Genomic DNA, 18,211 nt, shown 5'->3' on the forward strand with positions numbered 1-18,211 from the left:
TGCTACTCTCCTTGTTCAGCAAGTTTTACGCGCGCTTGCATTCCAGGCTTTAATTTACTTCCAGTATTATCAACAATAACCTCAACTAAAAAACCTGGGTCACCCGCTTCAAATGCCGGCGATAATATATCGACATAGCCTTGGACTGATTTATTATTAAGAGCAGGAATAATAACGTTAACAACATCACCTTTATGCGTGCTCATTACATCAGACTCTAATAAATAAAACTCAACTTTAACCTTGCTCATATCAACTAAAGTATATAATTTTTCACCAGACGGAATAAACTGTCCTAATTCAATGTTTCTTTTTAAAATAAGGCCTGAAAAAGGTGCTTTCACTTCAGATTTTTCTTTCTCTCGCTGCACCATCGCTAATTTGATTTTATCAACTTCAACCTGAGCACGGCTTAGTCGTGTTTTACGATGCTGTTCATCATAGTCACTGGCTGAGATACCCTTTGTTTCATAAAGAGACGAAAATCGTTGAAGTTGCTTCTCTTGAGTCGTTAGCTCATGCAAACTAACATCCAACTCTGCCTTAGCAAGCTTAATATTCAATGCGTTATCAGCAATTGATAACTTAACAAGCACTTCACCAGCAGCGATACTATCGCCTACACCCTTATCAAACTCATCGACAATGCCAGTCACTTCACTACTGACTGTAACGCTACGAACTGGTACAAGGCTTCCCATTGCATAGTCTTCCGACATAGCAAACGGACTGATTATAAATAAAGTAATAACCCCTAAGTCTTTTAGATATTTATTCATGACAAATTCCCTTGTATTTCCTTACGAATTTCAAATATTAGTGATACCAAACATCTTTCAGAATAGAATACTGTATCCAAAATGAACGCAATATGAACTAGCACCAGTTCGCATTTATTACATAGCTATAAAGTATAATAATGAGAGGGGAAGCAGGTTTATACATATAGATATAACAGCAAGTATTATATCTAAGCCGAATATCCAACAATCAAACCAGTGGCGTATTAATTTATCGTTAAATAAATTATCAATTTAACAAACACCAAAAAATAAATGCTAACAACCATCTACACCCCACCACCATCCTTAAAATAAGTCAGAAGATAACGCCATTTAGTTTGTTAAGATCAAGCAAAATAACTGACAACTCAATCAGTTAAACTGCTATCTAGCCAGAATTGCTTTACAGAAAGTAGAAATAAATCGAAACCCAATATGCAACAGATTTAATTGGCTACACTAAAGTTAGGACGAACGTTGATTTAAAAGGACTTGCCGTGCAGCATCTATCACTCCGTTGGGTTATACCTTGCCTTATCGTGGCGCTATTTAGCGTCTATCTCTACTTCACCTTTCGTGAACCTATTCTTAATGATTTACCCAATACTAACAGTAGAACGGAAAATGCTTTTTTATCTCAATCAGTCAGTGCAATTGAAAAGCAAACAATTACAGAAAAGAGTAAAGCTAAGCTCGGGTTCGAGCTATTCCTCGAACCTAGGTTGTCCTCTAATAGCCAAGTAAGCTGTGAGTCTTGTCATCATATTTACAGTAATGGCGCGGAGTCTATCCCTGCATCTGTCGGTGTCAATGGCGAAGGTAAACGTAATTCACCAACGGTGTTTAATATCAGTCTTAACTCTCGCTTTTTCTGGGATGGGCATGCGGCCAGTTTAGAACAACAAATTGATGGTCCTATTCATAACCCGCTCGAAATGGACAGCGATTGGCCGTCTATTGTTCAGTTTCTTAATCAATCTAAATATTACCAAAAGCGCTTTGACCAAGAATACAGTGGTGATATTTCTGAAAAAACGGTCAAGAATGCACTGGTGGCCTTCATGAATACCCTCACCACACCAGACGCCCCTTTTGACCGTTTCTTAGAAGGCGAGGCCGATGCCATATCAAATGTCGCGCAAAATGGCTGGCAAAAATTTCAGCAACTTGGCTGTGTGTACTGCCACCAGGGTCAAAATATCGGTGGCAACCTTTTCCAAAAGTTTGGCAATCTCACCGCACTGGAAACGCAATTTGGTCCCTCGGTAAATCAAGATTTAGGACGTTTTGAAGTCACAGGGGAAGAAAACGATCGCCATGTATTTAGGGTACCTAGCCTGCGGAATGTCGCCATCACAGCACCCTATTTTCACGATGGTAAAACCGCCACTCTTGAAGAAGCCATTATCGTGATGGCACGCGTGCAATTAGGCCAAGAGCTAAGCCCTATGACAGTTGTTGAAATTAGTGCGTTTTTGAATGCCCTCACCGCCCCTAAACCGTCTGCGTTAGAGGAGTTAGTGCAATGATGAAAACACTTACCCATCAACTCAGTTGGTTCTTTATTGCCACCATTACCAGCCTTGCGCTTTATTTGGCCTTCATCGTGACTAAAAGCCACCAAGTCGAACAGTATCAACGTGCTTACTTGTCACTGTCGAATAATGTGATAAAAGCCAGAGAAGAGCTGCATTATTTTAACCATCAAGACCACAAGGCCTACGATACTTACTCGCTACAGCTTGTCGAAGCCGAGATCAAAGCCAATGCGCTTTATAATACATTGAGTAAGAACCAAGATAACTGGCTAAATCGGATGGTGATCAGTACTGACGAAGTCATCGTTCAAGCCAAAGCCATCAATAAGAATATCTCTTCGTTTGTCACCGATCTTGAAACCTTACTGCGTTTAAAAGTGTCGAATGAGTATTCCACATTAACCACCTCATTACTGGAAGAAGAACTATTAGACACCTTAAAGAGTCCTGAAGATAAGCTGTACGTTTCAGAACTGACACTTAAAGGTGCACTTGTATCCCTACCGAGTCCAACATTACAGGGGAATACCACCTTTCAAAGCCTTCAAAATTACATCTCTTTTCGTGAGCGAATTAAAGCAGAGAGCAAAAACAAAGAAAAAGACATTATGACAAATGGGGTAAAAGAAGACCTCGCAAAACAAAATAGCTATTGGCTTGAAGAAGCAAAAACCATCAAGCTACATGCGTTTATCACTATGTTACTGTTTGCTTTAAGTATCGCAGCTTATTTCTATTTACAGCTGCGTGAGCGTTTACTACAGACTTTAGATATCCAACATAAGCTGAGCGCATCTGAAAAAGAAAAATCCACCTTGGCATTAGTGGCAGAGCATGCGCAAGATGCGATTGTGATGACAGACAAAGAAGGCTATACCACGTGGGTGAATAACAGTTTTCTAAGCCTTTCAGGTTACAGTTTTGATGACGTTATTGGTAAAAAACCGGGCGACATCTTACAAGGAGAAAATACCAACCAAGCAGAAGTAGCTCGAATTTCAGAAGCGTTAAAACAAGGGCACTCAATAGAATCTGAGCTGATCAATTACCATAAAAATGGGACTCCATACTGGATTGATATCGCGATTAACCCAACATTTGATATCCACGGCAATCTACAAAGTTTTATCGCGGTAGAGCGCGACAGCACCAAACGAAAAGCCCTAGAGCAAGATCTTGCCTCTGCAGCCAAACAAGCCGAAGTATCTAATCAAGCCAAATCAACATTCCTTGCAACCATGAGCCATGAGTTACGCACCCCACTTAATGGGATTCTAGGTATGGCACAAATAATAGAATCTAACACCCAAGACCCTGAGAACCACAAACAAATTGAAGTATTGTTAGAGTCTGGTGAGCACCTACTCTCACTACTGAATGACATCTTGGATTTCTCTAAAATAGAAGAAAATAAGCTGGAATTAGAATGTACCAAATTTCAATTTAACGATGTTATCAACCCCATAGCCCATACCTACCAACAAATTTGTACCAGTAAAGGGCTAGGGTTCGTCATTGAAAATGAGCTGAGCCCTAACGCAACTTTTAATGGTGATAAGTCACGAATTAGACAGATCATTTTTAACCTTATTAGCAATGCGGTGAAGTTTACTCATCAAGGTACTATTTCTCTGTCGTTCAAACACACCCTAGCGGCTAATAACCAGCAAGGAGTCACTATTGTTGTCAAAGACTCTGGCATCGGGATCCGACAAGAACGCCTCGCGAATATTTTCGACCCCTTTACGCAAGCTGAGTCCTCTACAACCCGCCAATATGGTGGCACAGGGCTGGGTTTGGCAATTGTGAAACAATTAGTTGAAATCATGAATGGGCATATATCTGTTAACAGCGAGTTAGGTAAAGGTACTGAATTTAAGGTAACCATCGCGCTGGACACAAGCATTGAAAAGGCGTCGACTCAACCTCTTATTTCGGGTAATACCACCGCTTTAGCCGATCGCCATATATCGGCACTATGTGAGGCGATCACACCTCAAGAACATGCCACTACTGATACCGCGCAGCATAATACTGAAGAGACTCATCAGCGACGAGAGCCACAAGTGAGCAGCGCTGACAATAATCAGCATCAGAAAGCACTCAAGATATTGATTGTTGAAGATAACAAAATCAACGCGTTAGTTGCTAAAACGTTTTGTCAGCGCCAAGGGTATCACGCAAGTGTTGCTGAAAATGGACAGGTTGCTTTAGAGCGCTTAAAAGAAGAGAGCTTTGATTTAGTGCTTATGGATAACCACATGCCTGTCATGGATGGTGTATCCGCCACCCAAGCCATACGCCAAGAGCTCAAACTCCCCACAGTCATCTTTGCTTGTACTGCCGATATATTCCAAGAAGCACACGATAACTTAATTCAAGCTGGGGCGAATTTCGTATTAACGAAGCCCATTCAAGAAAAAGGGTTTATTGAGGCAATTAACCAACATTTACCCACTATAATGGAGAATCAATCGAGCCTTCACATCACAGCCCCCCGACAGCCAGACTTCAACGTCATTGCACTTACGCGCCATACACAAGCTGCGATCACTGAATTAGCTGTTACAGAGGCAGAAATCAACATTTCAGATCTCCAAAAAATAGATGGCAATAAGAGTATCAACGAATACTTACACATATTCATTGATAGCGCAGAACAAGGCATTAACTCACTTATCATTGCGTACGGTGACCAAAACATCGAGCTGATTCACTTCTTTGCGCAATCCATTAGTGAGTTAGCGGACAACTATTCCATACCCCGTTTGATTAATTTAACCGCAGAGATACAACAACAAACAGGCCAAAATCATCTTCCCAAGATTCACCTGATGCAGCAATTTATTAATTTACTAGAAGTGAATATCCATCAGTCATCTCGGTTAATCGATAGTAAAGAAAGACAACAGAGCTCGGACAATAAGAGTGTCAATTCACCGCAACAATCGTAGGCCATATAAAAGGCCCATCGCAGCTTTCAAGCAAAGCAGCGATAGGCCTTGAGGGGATAACTAACTGAGCCACACTTCACACCCGAGATACGGCAACTACAAGCATGTGCTCACAACTTACAAACAAAAACACCGCAGAGTGATAGTCTCTGCGGTGGCGTCAAACTAGGCTACTTCGTTAAGTTTATCGAGCTTATCTAACAATACTTCTTTCTTGAATGGCTTAGCCACATAATCATCCATACCCGCTTCAAAACACTTATCAATATCTTGGTCGAGTACACTCGCAGTTAACGCAATAATTGGCAAACGAGATTTTTCGTTTTGACCTTCCCAAGCACGAATGGCTTCTGTTGCAGAGAAGCCATCCATTACTGGCATCATGCAGTCCATCAAAATGGCCTTAAACTGCTTACCTTGCGTTATCGCATCGACGGCCTCTTGACCATTATTTGCTAACTCAAAATCGTAGCCCGCCTTTTTCAAGAAGAGTGATGCGACTTTCTGATTAACAAGGTTATCTTCAACCACCAGCACCACATCTTTCACGCTAACGGCCTCATCAAGAACAACGCCAAGTGAAGCTTGAATTTTCTTATGATGCTCTTGCACTCTTTTCAATGCTTGACTGGTCGCTTTCACTAAACGGCGACCAAACAATGGCGCACTAATCACACCATCAATGTGAGTACCAAAATCATACTGCTCGTCGCTATGGCTGGTGCATACTACAACTGCGGCAGGTGATTTCACCGCTTTAATTTCAGCTATGGTATCTATAGTGCGGATCAGAGAACCCTGACAGAACAGGATCAAATCATAGTAATTTGAAGAACGATCTACATTGCTCATGACCGTTTCAACATCCACGGAAAGGCCATGCTCTATACACTGCACTTTCAGTGTTTCTGCATAACTCACTTCGTTAGTTACTATCAGGGTCTTCACATTTTGTAAACTCGCTACTTTCGGCGCTTGTGCCTTTACAATATCGACATCAATAGTGAAGTAGAAAGTACTACCTTTTCCTTTTTCAGAATCTAGCGCTAAGTCGCCATCCATTAACTCTACAAGCTGACGACAGATCGCCAGCCCTAAGCCCGTACCGCCAAACTGACGAGTGATAGAACCATCTTCTTGCGTAAACGGTGCAAAAACTTGGTCCTGCTTGTCTTTCGCAATACCAATGCCTGTATCGATAATTGCAAAACGAATAGCAGCTTGACCGTTGTCTTTCATCTGCTGGGTGACCGATAACGTCACCGAGCCCGATAAGGTAAACTTCACGGCATTCGACATTAAGTTCATCAGTATTTGACGTAAACGGTGTTCATCTATCATGGTTAATGCCGCAACGTCAGGAGCAATATCGACTTTCAATGCTAGATTCTGCTCAGAAGCTTTTGCCATCACAATCGACATAGTATCGTAAGCCACCTCACGCACGTTACATTCCGTCGGTGCGATAACCAGATTACCCGATTCGATTTTAGACAGATCCAATATGTCGTTAATCAACAACAGTAAGGTTTGTGAAGAGGTTTCTACAATTTGCAGGTATTCAGACTGGGAAGGATTAAGGTCGGTATCTGACAGTATTGATGACATACCAATGATGCCGTTGAGCGGCGTTCGAATTTCATGCGACATATTGGCAAGAAAAGCACTTTTCGCCACATTGGCATTTTCAGCGTCCTCTTTTGCTAACACCATTTTAGCTTGGTTATGGTATCGCTCATCAATCAGAATATTCAGTTTTTTGGTAAAAACAGTGAATTCATCACGCCCATCTTCTTCGACCTTCACCATGACATCAGTCGATTCTTCAATTCTCGACATCGTGTTAATCACGCGCCCTAAATACTGAATAATACGCTTAGCTAGGTTCACCCCAAGAATACTGAGTACAAGCAGAGTCAGTAAAATCGCGCTGGTAAAAATACCCATTTTCACTTTAGCACTGGCTATCGTTGTATGAATTTCAGACACTAACTGCTGACTCACTTCGCCAACAACGAATTGAATCAAGTTATAGCGTTCATCCAGAGCTTTCAGCCCGACACTAATCGCATCTTGAGAGACACCGCCACCGAGTAAGCCTTCCCGTAAAATATAGCTATTAGCAAAAGCAGGATCTGAAAATGTTTTTTTAAGCAATTCGATTTGCTGTGGGTCGGCATTAATAGAGATAAAACGATCAATATAAAGTTGCTGATTTTGAATAACACTAACGAGCTCAGGTTTAATATCTTCGGCTATATCAGGCATTAGCAGCAACTGGCGGATAAACCAATTTTCTTGTTGAGACCACAAAGATAACCAGTTGAGCTGGTATAAAACACCAAGGTTTTGTTCCACTTTTTTATTATTAATTGTCAGTGGTGACTTTTCTAAACTGGTCAATACGCCATTAAGGGTCTCATCAATCCATGCCGACCAATCGAGTAAATCATCTTGTTGCGTCTCTGAAAACTCCGAAACAGCATCAGCTAAATCATCCATTAACACATTGGCTTTTTTTGCTTCTGGTGCTGTAAATGCATCTGGAATGAGTAAGCGTATTTTTTGGACCTTTTCATTAAGATTGTTCGACATGGAATTGTCATTTGGGCTCAATGTCTCATTTTGCATACTTATTTTTGCCAAATGTGCTTCAGACAAAAAGGAAGAAGCCTCACTCAATAACATGACACGCGTATTAAGCATGTTTAACGTATTAACGTTTTTATAGAGACTTTGAATCTCTAATCCTGCAAAAATCGTCATAAAACCAAGTGGTAAAATGACTAAAACGAGCAACCTCGATTTAATCGAAATCCGATTCAAAAGGCTCATATCTTCTCCTTGAACGTGAACCTGAACACCTTTTTAAAATGTCTATTTGTAGTTACACAAGTGTCAACTATTATCAATATTAGGACTAATTCAGGATGAATGGTAAATAATTAATGAATAACGGACTCAACCTAAAACCTATTGTGATGAAGCTCGTAATTGCTAGTTTTTCCATTGGGTTATCCCTTTCTGCATTTGCCAATAATAAGGCTAGCGAAGATGTCGAGTTTGCTGTTTTTTCAATGAACAAAGACATTCCTCAGCTCAGTAAAAGCAAGGCAAGAATGCTATATAAAGGCAGAACAAAAAAACTAAACGGCAGCATCAAAATCGTTCTGGTTGATCTACCAGAGAACTCAATACATAGAGAAGAGTTTTACGACATGCTTTTAGGCAAGTCGGTATCACAAATGAATGGGTACTGGGCATCACTGTCTTTCTCTGGCAAAGGGAAACCACCAGCAGAACTCAATAGCGATGATATTAAGGACATTCTTGAGTGGCTCAATAAAAACCCGAATGGGATTGCCTATGCGCCAATTACGGCTGTCCCTGAGAATGCCAACATTCTCATCACTGTCTTACAAGGAGAGTAAGCATGAACATAAAATATACCCTTCTTGTCGCAGCAGCCATGCCCTTACCTTTACTTGCTGCTATAGATATTACCGATGACTTTTCAATTAGTGGCTTCGGTTCAACCTCAATCGCCAAGTCAAATAACACAACGCCTTTGTTTATTCACCGTGAAATTACGGACGATACTTGTTACGACTGCGACACCATTTTTGGTATCCAAGCAGATTACACAATAACGGAAGCACTCAATGCATCTTTACAAGTTGTAAAGCGCCCACAAGATAAATGGTCAGACCCTGAAATTGAGTGGGCCTATTTAAGCTATGAGATAAATGACCTCACCTTCAACGGTGGTCGGTTACGCTTGCCGCTATTTTTAGCCTCTGAGTATTACTATGTCGGCCAAGCCTATACGTGGGCACGTCCACCGCAAGAGGTGTATGACAGTATTCTTGGATTTACCTTCTACGATGGTTTCTCTTTACGCTGGGAAACATCAATCTCCGATGAACTAACCGCGTCGGTAATGCCATTTTATGGCTTTGGTCGTGAAAATAAGACCAAACTAGGCACGTTCGAGCTTATATTTGAAACGGATTATATGGCAGGGCTATCAGCTGAGCTCACAGGCTTTAATTACCGTATTCACTCGGCATATATGCACACCAAGTTTGAACAAAACGGTGCAGCTTCTGAGAAGATGAATATCTTTACTTTGGGTGGGGAATATTCTCTCGATCAGTGGCTATTCATGGCTGAGGTCGAACACGATAAATTACAAACTAACTGGTATGTGTCTGCAGGTTATTCTTATGACGCCTTTACGCCTTATATAACATACGGCCAAAGCCATGACCGTCGATACTCTAAAAGTGTAACGGCTGGGGTGCGTTACGATGTCACACCACAAATATCACTGAATGCGGAATGGCAAGGTGTCTACTTACCTCAAGATCGCTACGACCAAGGCAAAGATGGGCAATTTGTGATTCCACCAATAGCCTTACAAGAAGATAAAGATGTACAAGCCTATACGCTAATGCTGAATTTTGTTTTCTAAATGTTCTACGAGACAATTGACAGAGAAAACAACGCCCAGTGATACTGGGCGTTGTTTTTATCTATCATTTCGCTTTCGCGATAAGTGCTTCGCCATTAACAGTTACTTCAACATCAATATTGCCTCACACAGCATTTGAGTATGGACAAGCTATGATGTGTAGAGCCAATTACCGCTAGAAGAATTGGCTGCACTTAAAGAAACTTGCGATAAGCTATATGTTCAGCTGAGCAAATAATATCTTCTCTGAAATAATAAAAGCCAGAACATTGCTGCTCTGACTTCATCACATACTGAGAATGTCCTTTAAAAGCGATGCTTTACATTTTTTCGGGCAAAACCAAAGCCAGCAAGCGTAAGTAATATCATCGAAATAGAAGCGGGCTCAGGAACACTCGTCAATGTCGCAGAGCCAGGATAACCAATAGCAATGGAACCAAGGCCACTACCAACCTCATTTGTTACCTCCATTCGAATATCATATGTTCCTACGCCAATAATAGGGGCAAAACTGTATAGCTCATTGACTGAGCCAACGCCATCGGTATCTAACCATGACCATCCCCCCACCAACACATTATTTACAAACACATCCCAAAGTGTTGAAGCACCACTATTCAAGACATTTTGGGTTACCTCAAAATCTAGTGCTAATTGATCGATAGCATGAAACCCTGTCCCCGAAAAAGTTTCGCTAATACTGTCACCACGAGACATTGACCAAAAGTAACCAAACTCACCAGGAGTGATGGTACCAACACTACCAACAACCGTTGCATCCTCAGAAGGAAAATCAACAGTCAGTGTTGTTGCATTCACAAATGACACATTAAGAAAGGACACAAAGAACAAAGACATTGATAATGCTTTGAATATTTTAGAGACAATTGAAGTGTTTTTCGTATTCGGTAATTTCATTAGATACCTCCTTGGCAGATACCTAACAAAAGCAAAATCCGTTCCAAAAAAAATAAGCCTATCAAACAATAAGTTATATCGTTAAATTCACAATCATCAAATGTTTTGTAAAAAATACTGACACTTTCTCATATAAAAGAATCTATTGTCATTGTACAAAAAAGCACGCCACCAAAAATGGGGCGTGCTTTATTTTATATCAGTAAAAACTAGTGGCTTTTCATGACAACCACGGGTCGCTGATCAACCGTGATGATGTGGGAATCAACATCAAAAAGATCCCAAATCAATTGCGAGGTAATGGCGTTACTTGGGTTATCAAACGCGAACAACTCGCCCCGATGCAAGGCCGCAATTTTATCGGCATATTGAATTGCGAGGTTCAAATCGTGGATCACCATTAATACGCAGGCATTACAGGTTTTAGCATAGTGCTGAACATAGTTAAGCAAACGTAACTGGTTTTGCATATCCAGTGCCGATGTAGGTTCATCTAACAACAAAACTCTAGGACGATTGATAATCGCTTGTGCTAACCCAACCATTTGGCTTTCACCACCCGATAAATCAACACAGTTTTTATTCGCTAAATGCAGGATCCCCATCTCTTCTAAAAGAATTAATCCCTTTCGTGCACTGTCTTTTTTCGCCATTAACGACGTCGAGTCAAGATTGAGCGTGGTGATCAATAACTCAATCACAGTAATACTGGCACTGATACGATGATCCTGCGGTAAGTAACCAATATCATCCAAGGTTAAAGGCCGATCACAATACTGAATTTGCTGAGACTGATGCGGTAACTGCTGACGTAGCAAGGTGGTCATTTGGCGCAATAACGTCGATTTTCCTGCCCCATTCTTACCAATGAGAGCCACCATTTCTCCATCCATGATGGTGGGAATAGTGAGGTTATTTAAGACTGTTTGCTTACCAAAGGATACCGATACTTGGCTAATCGTTAGACTCATCCGAAACGCCCTCCTTTCTTGATAATCAAAAAGATAAAGAACGGGATCCCCACAATCGACATCACGACGGTCAGTGGCAAAATAATCCCCGGCATAATGGCTTTACTTGCAATGGACGCTAATTCCAACAAAACCGCACCGACCAGAAAAGATGCCGGTAAGAAGAAGCGCTGATCTTCGCCCAATACCATCCGTGCAATATGCGGTGCCACTAAACCAACAAAACCAACCGCACCGACGAAAGACACAGAGAGCGACGTGATCACAGACACTAAGAATAAGGTTTTCATCCGTAGCGCCTTAACATTAATTCCCATGGCTTCTGCACGTTCAGTACCTATTTTTAGGCTCGATAAGCGCCATGCATCTTTCATCATGATGACCAAGACAATCGGTAGCACAATTGCCAATATGCCTATTTTCTCCCAACTACCACGGTCTAACGAGCCCATTTGCCAAAAGACTAAGGTTTGCAACTGTGTCTCACTGGCGATGTACTGCATCATGGTCAACAGGCTATCGTAAGCAAACATGACGGCGACACCAAATAGCATCACGCCTTCAATCGAGACTCTTTTCGCTGAGGATATGCCAGCAATAAGCAAGGTTGTCAGAAGGCACATCACAAATGCCATGACAGCGATTTGGTATTGCTCGGGGATAAAAGGGATCGCCACAACATTGGTGATCACTAAAGATGCACCAAACCCAGCAGCTGCAGAGACACCGAAAGTATAGGGGTCAGCTAAAGGGTTATTCAATGTGGTCTGCATTTGGGCACCAGCCAAGGCGAGCGCACCACCGACAAACGGTGCCATCAGCGACATTGGCATTCGAATGTCCCAAACAATGATTTTGCTGGCTATCGCGCTATGACTTGGATCGAAAATAGCTTGAATGACTTCGGTGAAGGCCAGTCCCTGTGAGCCAATGAATACATCAGCAATCACGCACACTATGCTCAGAATAAAAAAGGCTGCTAACGCAACCTTCTTTTTATTATTGCGAGCAAGATGAGCGTTTAACTCAAGTTGCAAGGCATTCACTTCGTCATTGCCTCTGCGTTGTTTTGACCAAACAGACCGCTAACGTGGCGATCACCAAATTTTAGGTTCATTTCTTCAAATGTCTTTTCTGGATCTAAGGCAGTGAAGACTTCAGGATGCAGCCACTTAGCGAAGTATTCCATTGCGACCAAGTTGTATGGCGAGTTATAGAACGGCATGTAAATAGAATACACATCGTTATTTTGATAAGCCGTTAACGCTTTCAACCAACTACGGTCCATTAAACCTTGTGTCGCTTTCTGAATCGCTTCTTCATTTGGCTGATAACCCAGTGGAATCCCATGTGTAGGTTGACCATCTTTATTGATCCAGCCCGTTGTCTGCATGATATAAACATCAGGCTGTGCCGTAATCACGGTTTCTGGTGACATTTGTCCAGTATTCGCCCCTTTCAACGGCTTGATTGCAATGTTGGTAGCCTTTAAGAAAGGAATGTATGCGCCCATATTGCCCGTGGCAAATGTACGGCAACACGATGCTTCATAACCCGCTGCACGTTCGATGAAAACACGCTTGGTTGTTGCTTCAGGGTGTTGATCTAATGTGTGCTTTATTGCGGCAACATGCTGGTTGTAATAATTGGCAAAATCGTGACCTTTTTCTGCACGATTAACCGCATTCGCAACTACTTCAACCGATTTAACCGTATTTTCTAGTGGGTTTTCACGAAAATCAATCGCGAGGGTTTTGATACCAGCGTGCTCAAGTTTTTCTAGTAAGCCTTTCTCTTGTGCCAGCTTGATATTAGAAACATCAACGATAAAAAGGTCCGGTTTGGGTTTCAGATTAATGAAGCGCTCGGTATCAAACTCCCCTGATTTAATTTTGCCAATAACAGGCACAGTATCCAGTGATGGATACTGCTCAAGATAGTTTGCATACATGCTCGGGGCAGACATGCGCATGTCATCACGTGCTGCGACAAGATGCTTCGCTGCATCTTGCTGGTAAATAATTTCTAATAACGGGAAGACACGAGCAGAGGATAACGCGATATGTTCAGGTTGATGCTCAAAAGTGACGGTCCTTCCTGCGACATCGGTAACGGTTATAGGGTAATCAGCAGCGAAAGTTGAAGTAGAAAACAGCGAGCCAACCGCGATAGTAAGTATTGTTTTAGTTATGTTGAGCAAAGTGAATATCCTTCGAGGGAATTTTATTCACGAATAATAATGAGAACGGTTATTGTTATAAATGCCATTTATTGCAATATTAGTCTTCGCAAAAGATCCCCTTTCACTCCTTTATGACACAGCCCGTCAACATGGTCCCAACATAATGACTACCACCACCGCTGTAAAACAATTGCATATAGGCATGTCTCAATTCGTATCTATGCTTGCTCACACTTTTATTCTGTCGAGCAGCAATTAGCAAGTTAACGGCAGGTTTCGGCTAGTTATCCCCCCTCCTATCAATCAGTATTAAATGCAATCACAACACGTAAACCCGTATACAGGTGGGTGTTGCTATAAGACCTTGAAATAGGGAACGAAAATGCTAACAGGATATTGGTCAGTCGATGCGTTTATAGTGGCAAATCTTGTACTATGTGTGGTTGTAGCTGGTATTTATGGCTATTACCAGATCACCGGTGGTGGAATGCTTTGCGACCAGCCTAATGATATTAATCAAAGGAGCAAGTCATGAACACCAAAACATTGGGCTACACAACCATGATCGTCTCAGCGGCACTCATGGGCTGTGTGGGACTTTTTGCAAGGAATATCAACACCAGCGGCGATGTTATCGCTTTTACGCGAATGACAGTTGGAGCAATCTGTATTTTTGCCCTCATGTACCATCAAGGCAAAATACACCTGATTAAAGCCACCAAACTTTCACCCACTGTTGTTCTAAGCGGCGCATGCTTGGGGCTATGTTTAGCGGCGTATGTATCATCAACCCAATACACTACACTCGCTAACGCAGTTTTCCTCATCTACACAGGTCCAGTCTTTTCCACCATCCTAGCGGCTGTGTTCCTCAAAGAAAAAATATCGGCGCTCACTGGCGGCTTACTGACCGCCGTCTTCATTGGGTGTTTATTTATCATAGGGATCATCAGTTACGATGCAACCAGCGGTTTAACCATGTCTTTGTCTTTCTCTAAAGAGACCTTCATTGGCGATATGCTCGGGTTAGCGTCTGGTTTTGGTTACGGTTTATACCTATTCTTTAGCCGCTACCGCACCGATGTAAGTTCTGATTCTCGCTCTTTCTTCAACTTTACCTCTGGCGCACTTGCTATCGCAATTTGCTTCATGGTTAATCCGCCATCACTGGCAGAAATGGATGCCTCTTCTTGGGTATGGCTACTCGCAATGGGCTTCTTCATTGGCTTTGGTGCCCTTACGCTACTCACCATTGCAGCCAAGCACTTGAAAGCCGCTGAACTAGCCTGTGTCTCTTACCTTGAAACCGTCGTGGGCGCAGGTATTGGTATCGCCATGTTTGGTGAGTCACTCACCATGTTGCAAACAGTCGGTGGCATCTTAGTCATCGGTGGTGGTATGGGCGAAATCGTCATAAGCATGGCAAAAAAACGTGCTTCTATGAAAAACGCATCAGTTAACGGTTAAGGATAACGACTATGATCACCTCATTGAATTGGGTACTGCTCTTGGTGACGGTGATCATCATGGTTGGACTCGCACTGTTTAGTAACCGCATCATGAAAACGCGTAAAGGTGAGGGCGGCTTTTTACTAGCCGCCAACTGCCTAGGTCCTTTCATTGGTGCGGCCACCATTGTCGCAACAGGATTTTCTGGGTGGGGCTTTATGGGCTCGCCCGGTGTTGCCTACAAATATGGTGCAATCGAATTACTCGGTAACTTTTTTTTCGCGCCAGCCATGGTGTTTGCTGTACTGTTCTGCGCACGCTTTCTTCACCAGAAAGCACAATCTGTGGGCAGCCTAACCATTCCAGAATATATTGCACGTAGTCATCAAGGACCTGAATCTGCAAAACGCTTCACACAGGCTTTTGCGGCTGTTATTACAATTTTACTCTTAATGGTATTTTTAGTTGGTCAGATAAAAGCGCTTGGTTTATTGGCTGGCCAATGGTTAGGGATTGATGATCAGAGTGCTTCACTGCTTATGGTCGGTATCATCATTCTTTATACCTCAATTGGTGGATTAGCGGCCGTTGCATTTACCGATGCCTTTATGGTGATAGGGATGTGTGTATCGGCTTTAATTATTGTGGTGACTATTTTCGCGGACTTATCACCCAGTGAATTGATCACAGGGTTAAATGCCATAGACCCGCACCTGTTAGCGCCCGACAACTCAGGGCCTTACGGCTCAACCCCTTGGCACGTATTTATGGTTTTACCTTACGCCTTTATCTACAGCGCCACTCTACCTTATATGTCAGTTCGTTTTATGGCACTCGCCAAGACCACTAAGCTACACCATGTCGCCGCTTACATGACACCGATTGCGTGTTTACTCAGCCTTGTACCACTCGCAGGTTTATACACTCGCTTAAAAGTGCCTGGTCTTGAAAACCCTGATCAAGCAATGCCTGTTTTTCTTGCTCAATTCCTTTCACCATCAGTTTCAGCCGTTGTCACACTCTTTATTTTGTTTGCTATGAAATCTACAGCAAACTCTGTCCTGCATGCCATCGCAGGTTCGGTTTCACATGATTTACGCCAAGCCATTTGGCCTAATTGCCGCTTATCAGATAAAGCCTTACTCATACTCAACCGTTCCTCTGTGTGGTTACTCGGTGCTACAGGCTTTTTCGCCATGATTTATGCACCACCTTTTATGCTATCTATGCTGGCTATTTTAGGATCAGGTACCCTAATGGCCGCCCTTGTTGCCCCAACTCTATTAGCGCATTTCATTCCGGCGAATATCTACGCAGCACTGTCATCAATAGTTGTAGGTTTTCTTACAGGGCTCATATTCTTCTTGTATTTTGATTTTGGCTGGGTTGAAGCTCCTCTTTATTCATCGGTATTAGCATGCTCAACTTACTGGATTACGGCTAAAGCTTTTAGTCATCAAGAAGATATTGTTTCAATATCATCAAGTCATTCATAATGTTCAGCTTTACTATTAACTGTAAAAATAAAACGCTATCAGTAATGATAGCGTTTTCTTATTTTATAAATAAATATCTCTTATTTATATTTTCGACTTCAACCAATAGTCACATCTGCTAATTGTTTTTGTAACTGCCCTTCAATAGCTTTGCTACTTTCTATATTTTCCCGCATATCTACATGGTTAGAACGATACTCTCTTGGCGTCACACGCAGTAAACATTTAAATTTAGCATTGAAATTAGAAAGTGATGAAAAACCAACTTCAGATCCAATACGTGCAATTGTCCAATCCGTCGAGACTAAATAACGAGCAGCTTGGCGTACACGTTGTTCTATTAAATATTGTCGAAATGTAATCCCTAAATTTGCATGGAAAAATCGAGAAAATGTACTATCTGCCATATGGAGCTTATCTGCTAACATAGTAACAGAAAGTGTTTCTGCCAAATTTTTAGCAATGTAATCTTGGACCATTTGAACGCGGGTTTCTGTTCGCTTTATATTGCTAACTTCAAATGAGTTATCAATAAGATAGCGTTGCGGTGAAAGTTGCGATAGTTTTTCTAATAGTCCGAGTAGATTCAATACCTGAGAGAAATCAAAGGTATTTTCCATATGGTTGAGCAAGGCATGAATCGTATTATTATGAATCCCTTCAAACAACAACCCTCGCCGTGACTCTTCTAGCATGGTCTTAATCGTTTTAAACTGTACGCTATCAACAAACGTCTGTCCCAGTGCATTTAAACGAAAATGCAATACATCACAATCTGTTATGCCCGCTTGATGGTTTGATTCCAAGGTTAGCCTAAATGGGTTAAATGGTGCTAAAAGCACTAGTTGGCAGGCCCTTAACCGATAGTGAGTATTCGCTAAATGGAGCGTACACCCTGAGGTTCTTGGGCGGATCAGTATATAGTCCGCACCAAAGATCATATGTTCGGTTTCTTCTACTTTTTGTAAATCAAACATAAGGAACTTTGGTGTATTTGCGATAACACGTTGACACATGTTCGTACCTCCTCGTTGTACCCCTCATATTTACTCAATAGATAAATAAACACCAAGGCATCGCAATTAGAAATGTGATATTCAACCAGATTATCTACATAATGTGATATCCACGATAATTATTGACGACAATTATTGAAGTAATATTTCGCTCAACAAGGATTTCCCAGTGTTTTCGCAAAGCAATAACTTTAACAAAAAATGCATATCGTCAACATGTGATTTTTTGTAGTTAGAAGCATCAATACGAATAGCATATTTATAGTCAAATTTAAAATTATCGGCACGTCGGCAGAAAAACGTCATTCATCAGCATCAATTCACTATTATCAGCCTGCGATTAGAGAGATATTAATGTCATTGAAGAGCAACATTAAATAGCTCATCAAACTAAACGTTACACCTAATTGAATACCTTAAGGCTTATTTGT

The 18,211-nt window shown here is 41.7% G+C and carries 13 protein-coding genes; 6 read left to right on the forward strand and 7 right to left on the reverse strand.

Going from position 1 to position 18,211, the window contains the following annotated elements:
* Positions 1-2: 2 nt before the first annotated feature.
* The gene (locus OCU87_RS23755) at positions 3-779 is read right to left on the reverse strand and encodes an efflux RND transporter periplasmic adaptor subunit (protein WP_261858723.1); all 777 of its coding nucleotides are present in this window, start codon (positions 777-779) and stop codon (positions 3-5) included.
* Positions 780-1,279: 500 nt separating this feature from the next.
* On the opposite strand from OCU87_RS23755, the gene OCU87_RS23760 reads away from it, so the two are divergent.
* Together OCU87_RS23760 and OCU87_RS23765 are read left to right on the forward strand one after the other, a co-directional pair.
* Positions 1,280-2,311 carry a cytochrome-c peroxidase gene (locus OCU87_RS23760; RefSeq protein ID WP_261858724.1) on the forward strand — a complete coding sequence of 344 codons (1,032 nt, stop codon included), beginning with the start codon at positions 1,280-1,282 and terminating at the stop codon, positions 2,309-2,311.
* The gene (locus OCU87_RS23765) at positions 2,308-5,274 is read left to right on the forward strand and encodes a PAS domain-containing hybrid sensor histidine kinase/response regulator (RefSeq protein WP_261858725.1); all 2,967 of its coding nucleotides are present in this window, start codon (positions 2,308-2,310) and stop codon (positions 5,272-5,274) included. Before OCU87_RS23760 ends, OCU87_RS23765 begins: the two co-directional genes overlap by 4 nt.
* 165 nt (positions 5,275-5,439) lie before the next feature.
* Here OCU87_RS23765 and OCU87_RS23770 read toward each other — a convergent pair whose 3' ends face one another.
* Positions 5,440-8,109 (reverse strand): hybrid sensor histidine kinase/response regulator, encoded by a 2,670-nt coding sequence (locus tag OCU87_RS23770; protein ID WP_261858726.1) that lies wholly within the window; start codon positions 8,107-8,109, stop codon positions 5,440-5,442.
* Positions 8,110-8,222: 113 nt separating this feature from the next.
* Here OCU87_RS23770 and OCU87_RS23775 point away from each other — a divergent pair, with 113 nt between their 5' ends.
* Both OCU87_RS23775 and OCU87_RS23780 read left to right on the forward strand, forming a co-directional pair.
* A complete protein-coding gene (locus tag OCU87_RS23775; RefSeq protein WP_261858727.1) occupies positions 8,223-8,705 on the forward strand; it encodes a hypothetical protein in 483 nt (160 codons plus the stop codon).
* Positions 8,706-8,707: 2 nt separating this feature from the next.
* A complete protein-coding gene (locus tag OCU87_RS23780; RefSeq protein ID WP_261858728.1) occupies positions 8,708-9,748 on the forward strand; it encodes a porin family protein in 1,041 nt (346 codons plus the stop codon).
* Between the two features lie 306 nt (positions 9,749-10,054).
* Here the strand turns inward: OCU87_RS23780 and OCU87_RS23785 are convergent, their stop codons facing one another.
* The 4 genes from OCU87_RS23785 to OCU87_RS23800 form a co-directional block, all read right to left on the reverse strand.
* Positions 10,055-10,666: a PEP-CTERM sorting domain-containing protein gene (locus tag OCU87_RS23785; protein WP_261858729.1), complete on the reverse strand. Its 612-nt coding sequence runs from the start codon at positions 10,664-10,666 to the stop codon at positions 10,055-10,057.
* A 209-nt stretch (positions 10,667-10,875) separates the two neighbouring features.
* On the reverse strand, positions 10,876-11,637 hold the full coding sequence (locus OCU87_RS23790) for an ABC transporter ATP-binding protein (RefSeq protein ID WP_261858730.1): 762 nt from the start codon (positions 11,635-11,637) through the stop codon (positions 10,876-10,878).
* Positions 11,634-12,674 carry a FecCD family ABC transporter permease gene (locus OCU87_RS23795; protein ID WP_390961083.1) on the reverse strand — a complete coding sequence of 347 codons (1,041 nt, stop codon included), beginning with the start codon at positions 12,672-12,674 and terminating at the stop codon, positions 11,634-11,636. Before OCU87_RS23795 ends, OCU87_RS23790 begins: the two co-directional genes overlap by 4 nt.
* 5 nt (positions 12,675-12,679) lie before the next feature.
* On the reverse strand, positions 12,680-13,828 hold the full coding sequence (locus OCU87_RS23800; RefSeq protein WP_062692662.1) for an ABC transporter substrate-binding protein: 1,149 nt from the start codon (positions 13,826-13,828) through the stop codon (positions 12,680-12,682).
* A 522-nt stretch (positions 13,829-14,350) separates the two neighbouring features.
* Between OCU87_RS23800 and OCU87_RS23805 the strand changes: the two genes are divergently transcribed.
* Positions 14,351-15,286: a DMT family transporter gene (locus OCU87_RS23805; RefSeq protein WP_062692307.1), complete on the forward strand. Its 936-nt coding sequence runs from the start codon at positions 14,351-14,353 to the stop codon at positions 15,284-15,286.
* Positions 15,287-15,297: 11 nt separating this feature from the next.
* Complete coding sequence (locus tag OCU87_RS23810; RefSeq protein ID WP_062692305.1) at positions 15,298-16,764, forward strand: sodium:solute symporter family protein; 1,467 nt, start codon at positions 15,298-15,300, stop codon at positions 16,762-16,764.
* Positions 16,765-16,862: 98 nt separating this feature from the next.
* On the opposite strand, the gene OCU87_RS23815 is transcribed toward OCU87_RS23810, so the two are convergent.
* On the reverse strand, positions 16,863-17,780 hold the full coding sequence (locus OCU87_RS23815) for an AraC family transcriptional regulator (protein ID WP_261858732.1): 918 nt from the start codon (positions 17,778-17,780) through the stop codon (positions 16,863-16,865).
* Between the last annotated feature and the right edge of the window lie 431 nt (positions 17,781-18,211).

Origin of the sequence: Photobacterium sanguinicancri (genome assembly GCF_024346675.1) — a bacterium.
GTDB classification, from domain to species: domain Bacteria; phylum Pseudomonadota; class Gammaproteobacteria; order Enterobacterales; family Vibrionaceae; genus Photobacterium; species Photobacterium sanguinicancri.

What these genes read in the sequence shown, in the direction of transcription:
- OCU87_RS23755 (WP_261858723.1), bottom strand. Translation starts at nt 779, where the DNA reads ATGAATAAATATCTAAAAGACTTAGGGGTTATTACTTTATTTATAATC.
- OCU87_RS23765 (WP_261858725.1), top strand. Translation starts at nt 2,308, where the DNA reads ATGATGAAAACACTTACCCATCAACTCAGTTGGTTCTTTATTGCCACC.
- OCU87_RS23770 (WP_261858726.1), bottom strand. Translation starts at nt 8,109, where the DNA reads ATGAGCCTTTTGAATCGGATTTCGATTAAATCGAGGTTGCTCGTTTTA.
- OCU87_RS23775 (WP_261858727.1), top strand. Translation starts at nt 8,223, where the DNA reads ATGAATAACGGACTCAACCTAAAACCTATTGTGATGAAGCTCGTAATT.
- OCU87_RS23780 (WP_261858728.1), top strand. Translation starts at nt 8,708, where the DNA reads ATGAACATAAAATATACCCTTCTTGTCGCAGCAGCCATGCCCTTACCT.
- OCU87_RS23785 (WP_261858729.1), bottom strand. Translation starts at nt 10,666, where the DNA reads ATGAAATTACCGAATACGAAAAACACTTCAATTGTCTCTAAAATATTC.
- OCU87_RS23790 (WP_261858730.1), bottom strand. Translation starts at nt 11,637, where the DNA reads ATGAGTCTAACGATTAGCCAAGTATCGGTATCCTTTGGTAAGCAAACA.
- OCU87_RS23805 (WP_062692307.1), top strand. Translation starts at nt 14,351, where the DNA reads ATGAACACCAAAACATTGGGCTACACAACCATGATCGTCTCAGCGGCA.
- OCU87_RS23810 (WP_062692305.1), top strand. Translation starts at nt 15,298, where the DNA reads ATGATCACCTCATTGAATTGGGTACTGCTCTTGGTGACGGTGATCATC.
- OCU87_RS23815 (WP_261858732.1), bottom strand. Translation starts at nt 17,780, where the DNA reads ATGTGTCAACGTGTTATCGCAAATACACCAAAGTTCCTTATGTTTGAT.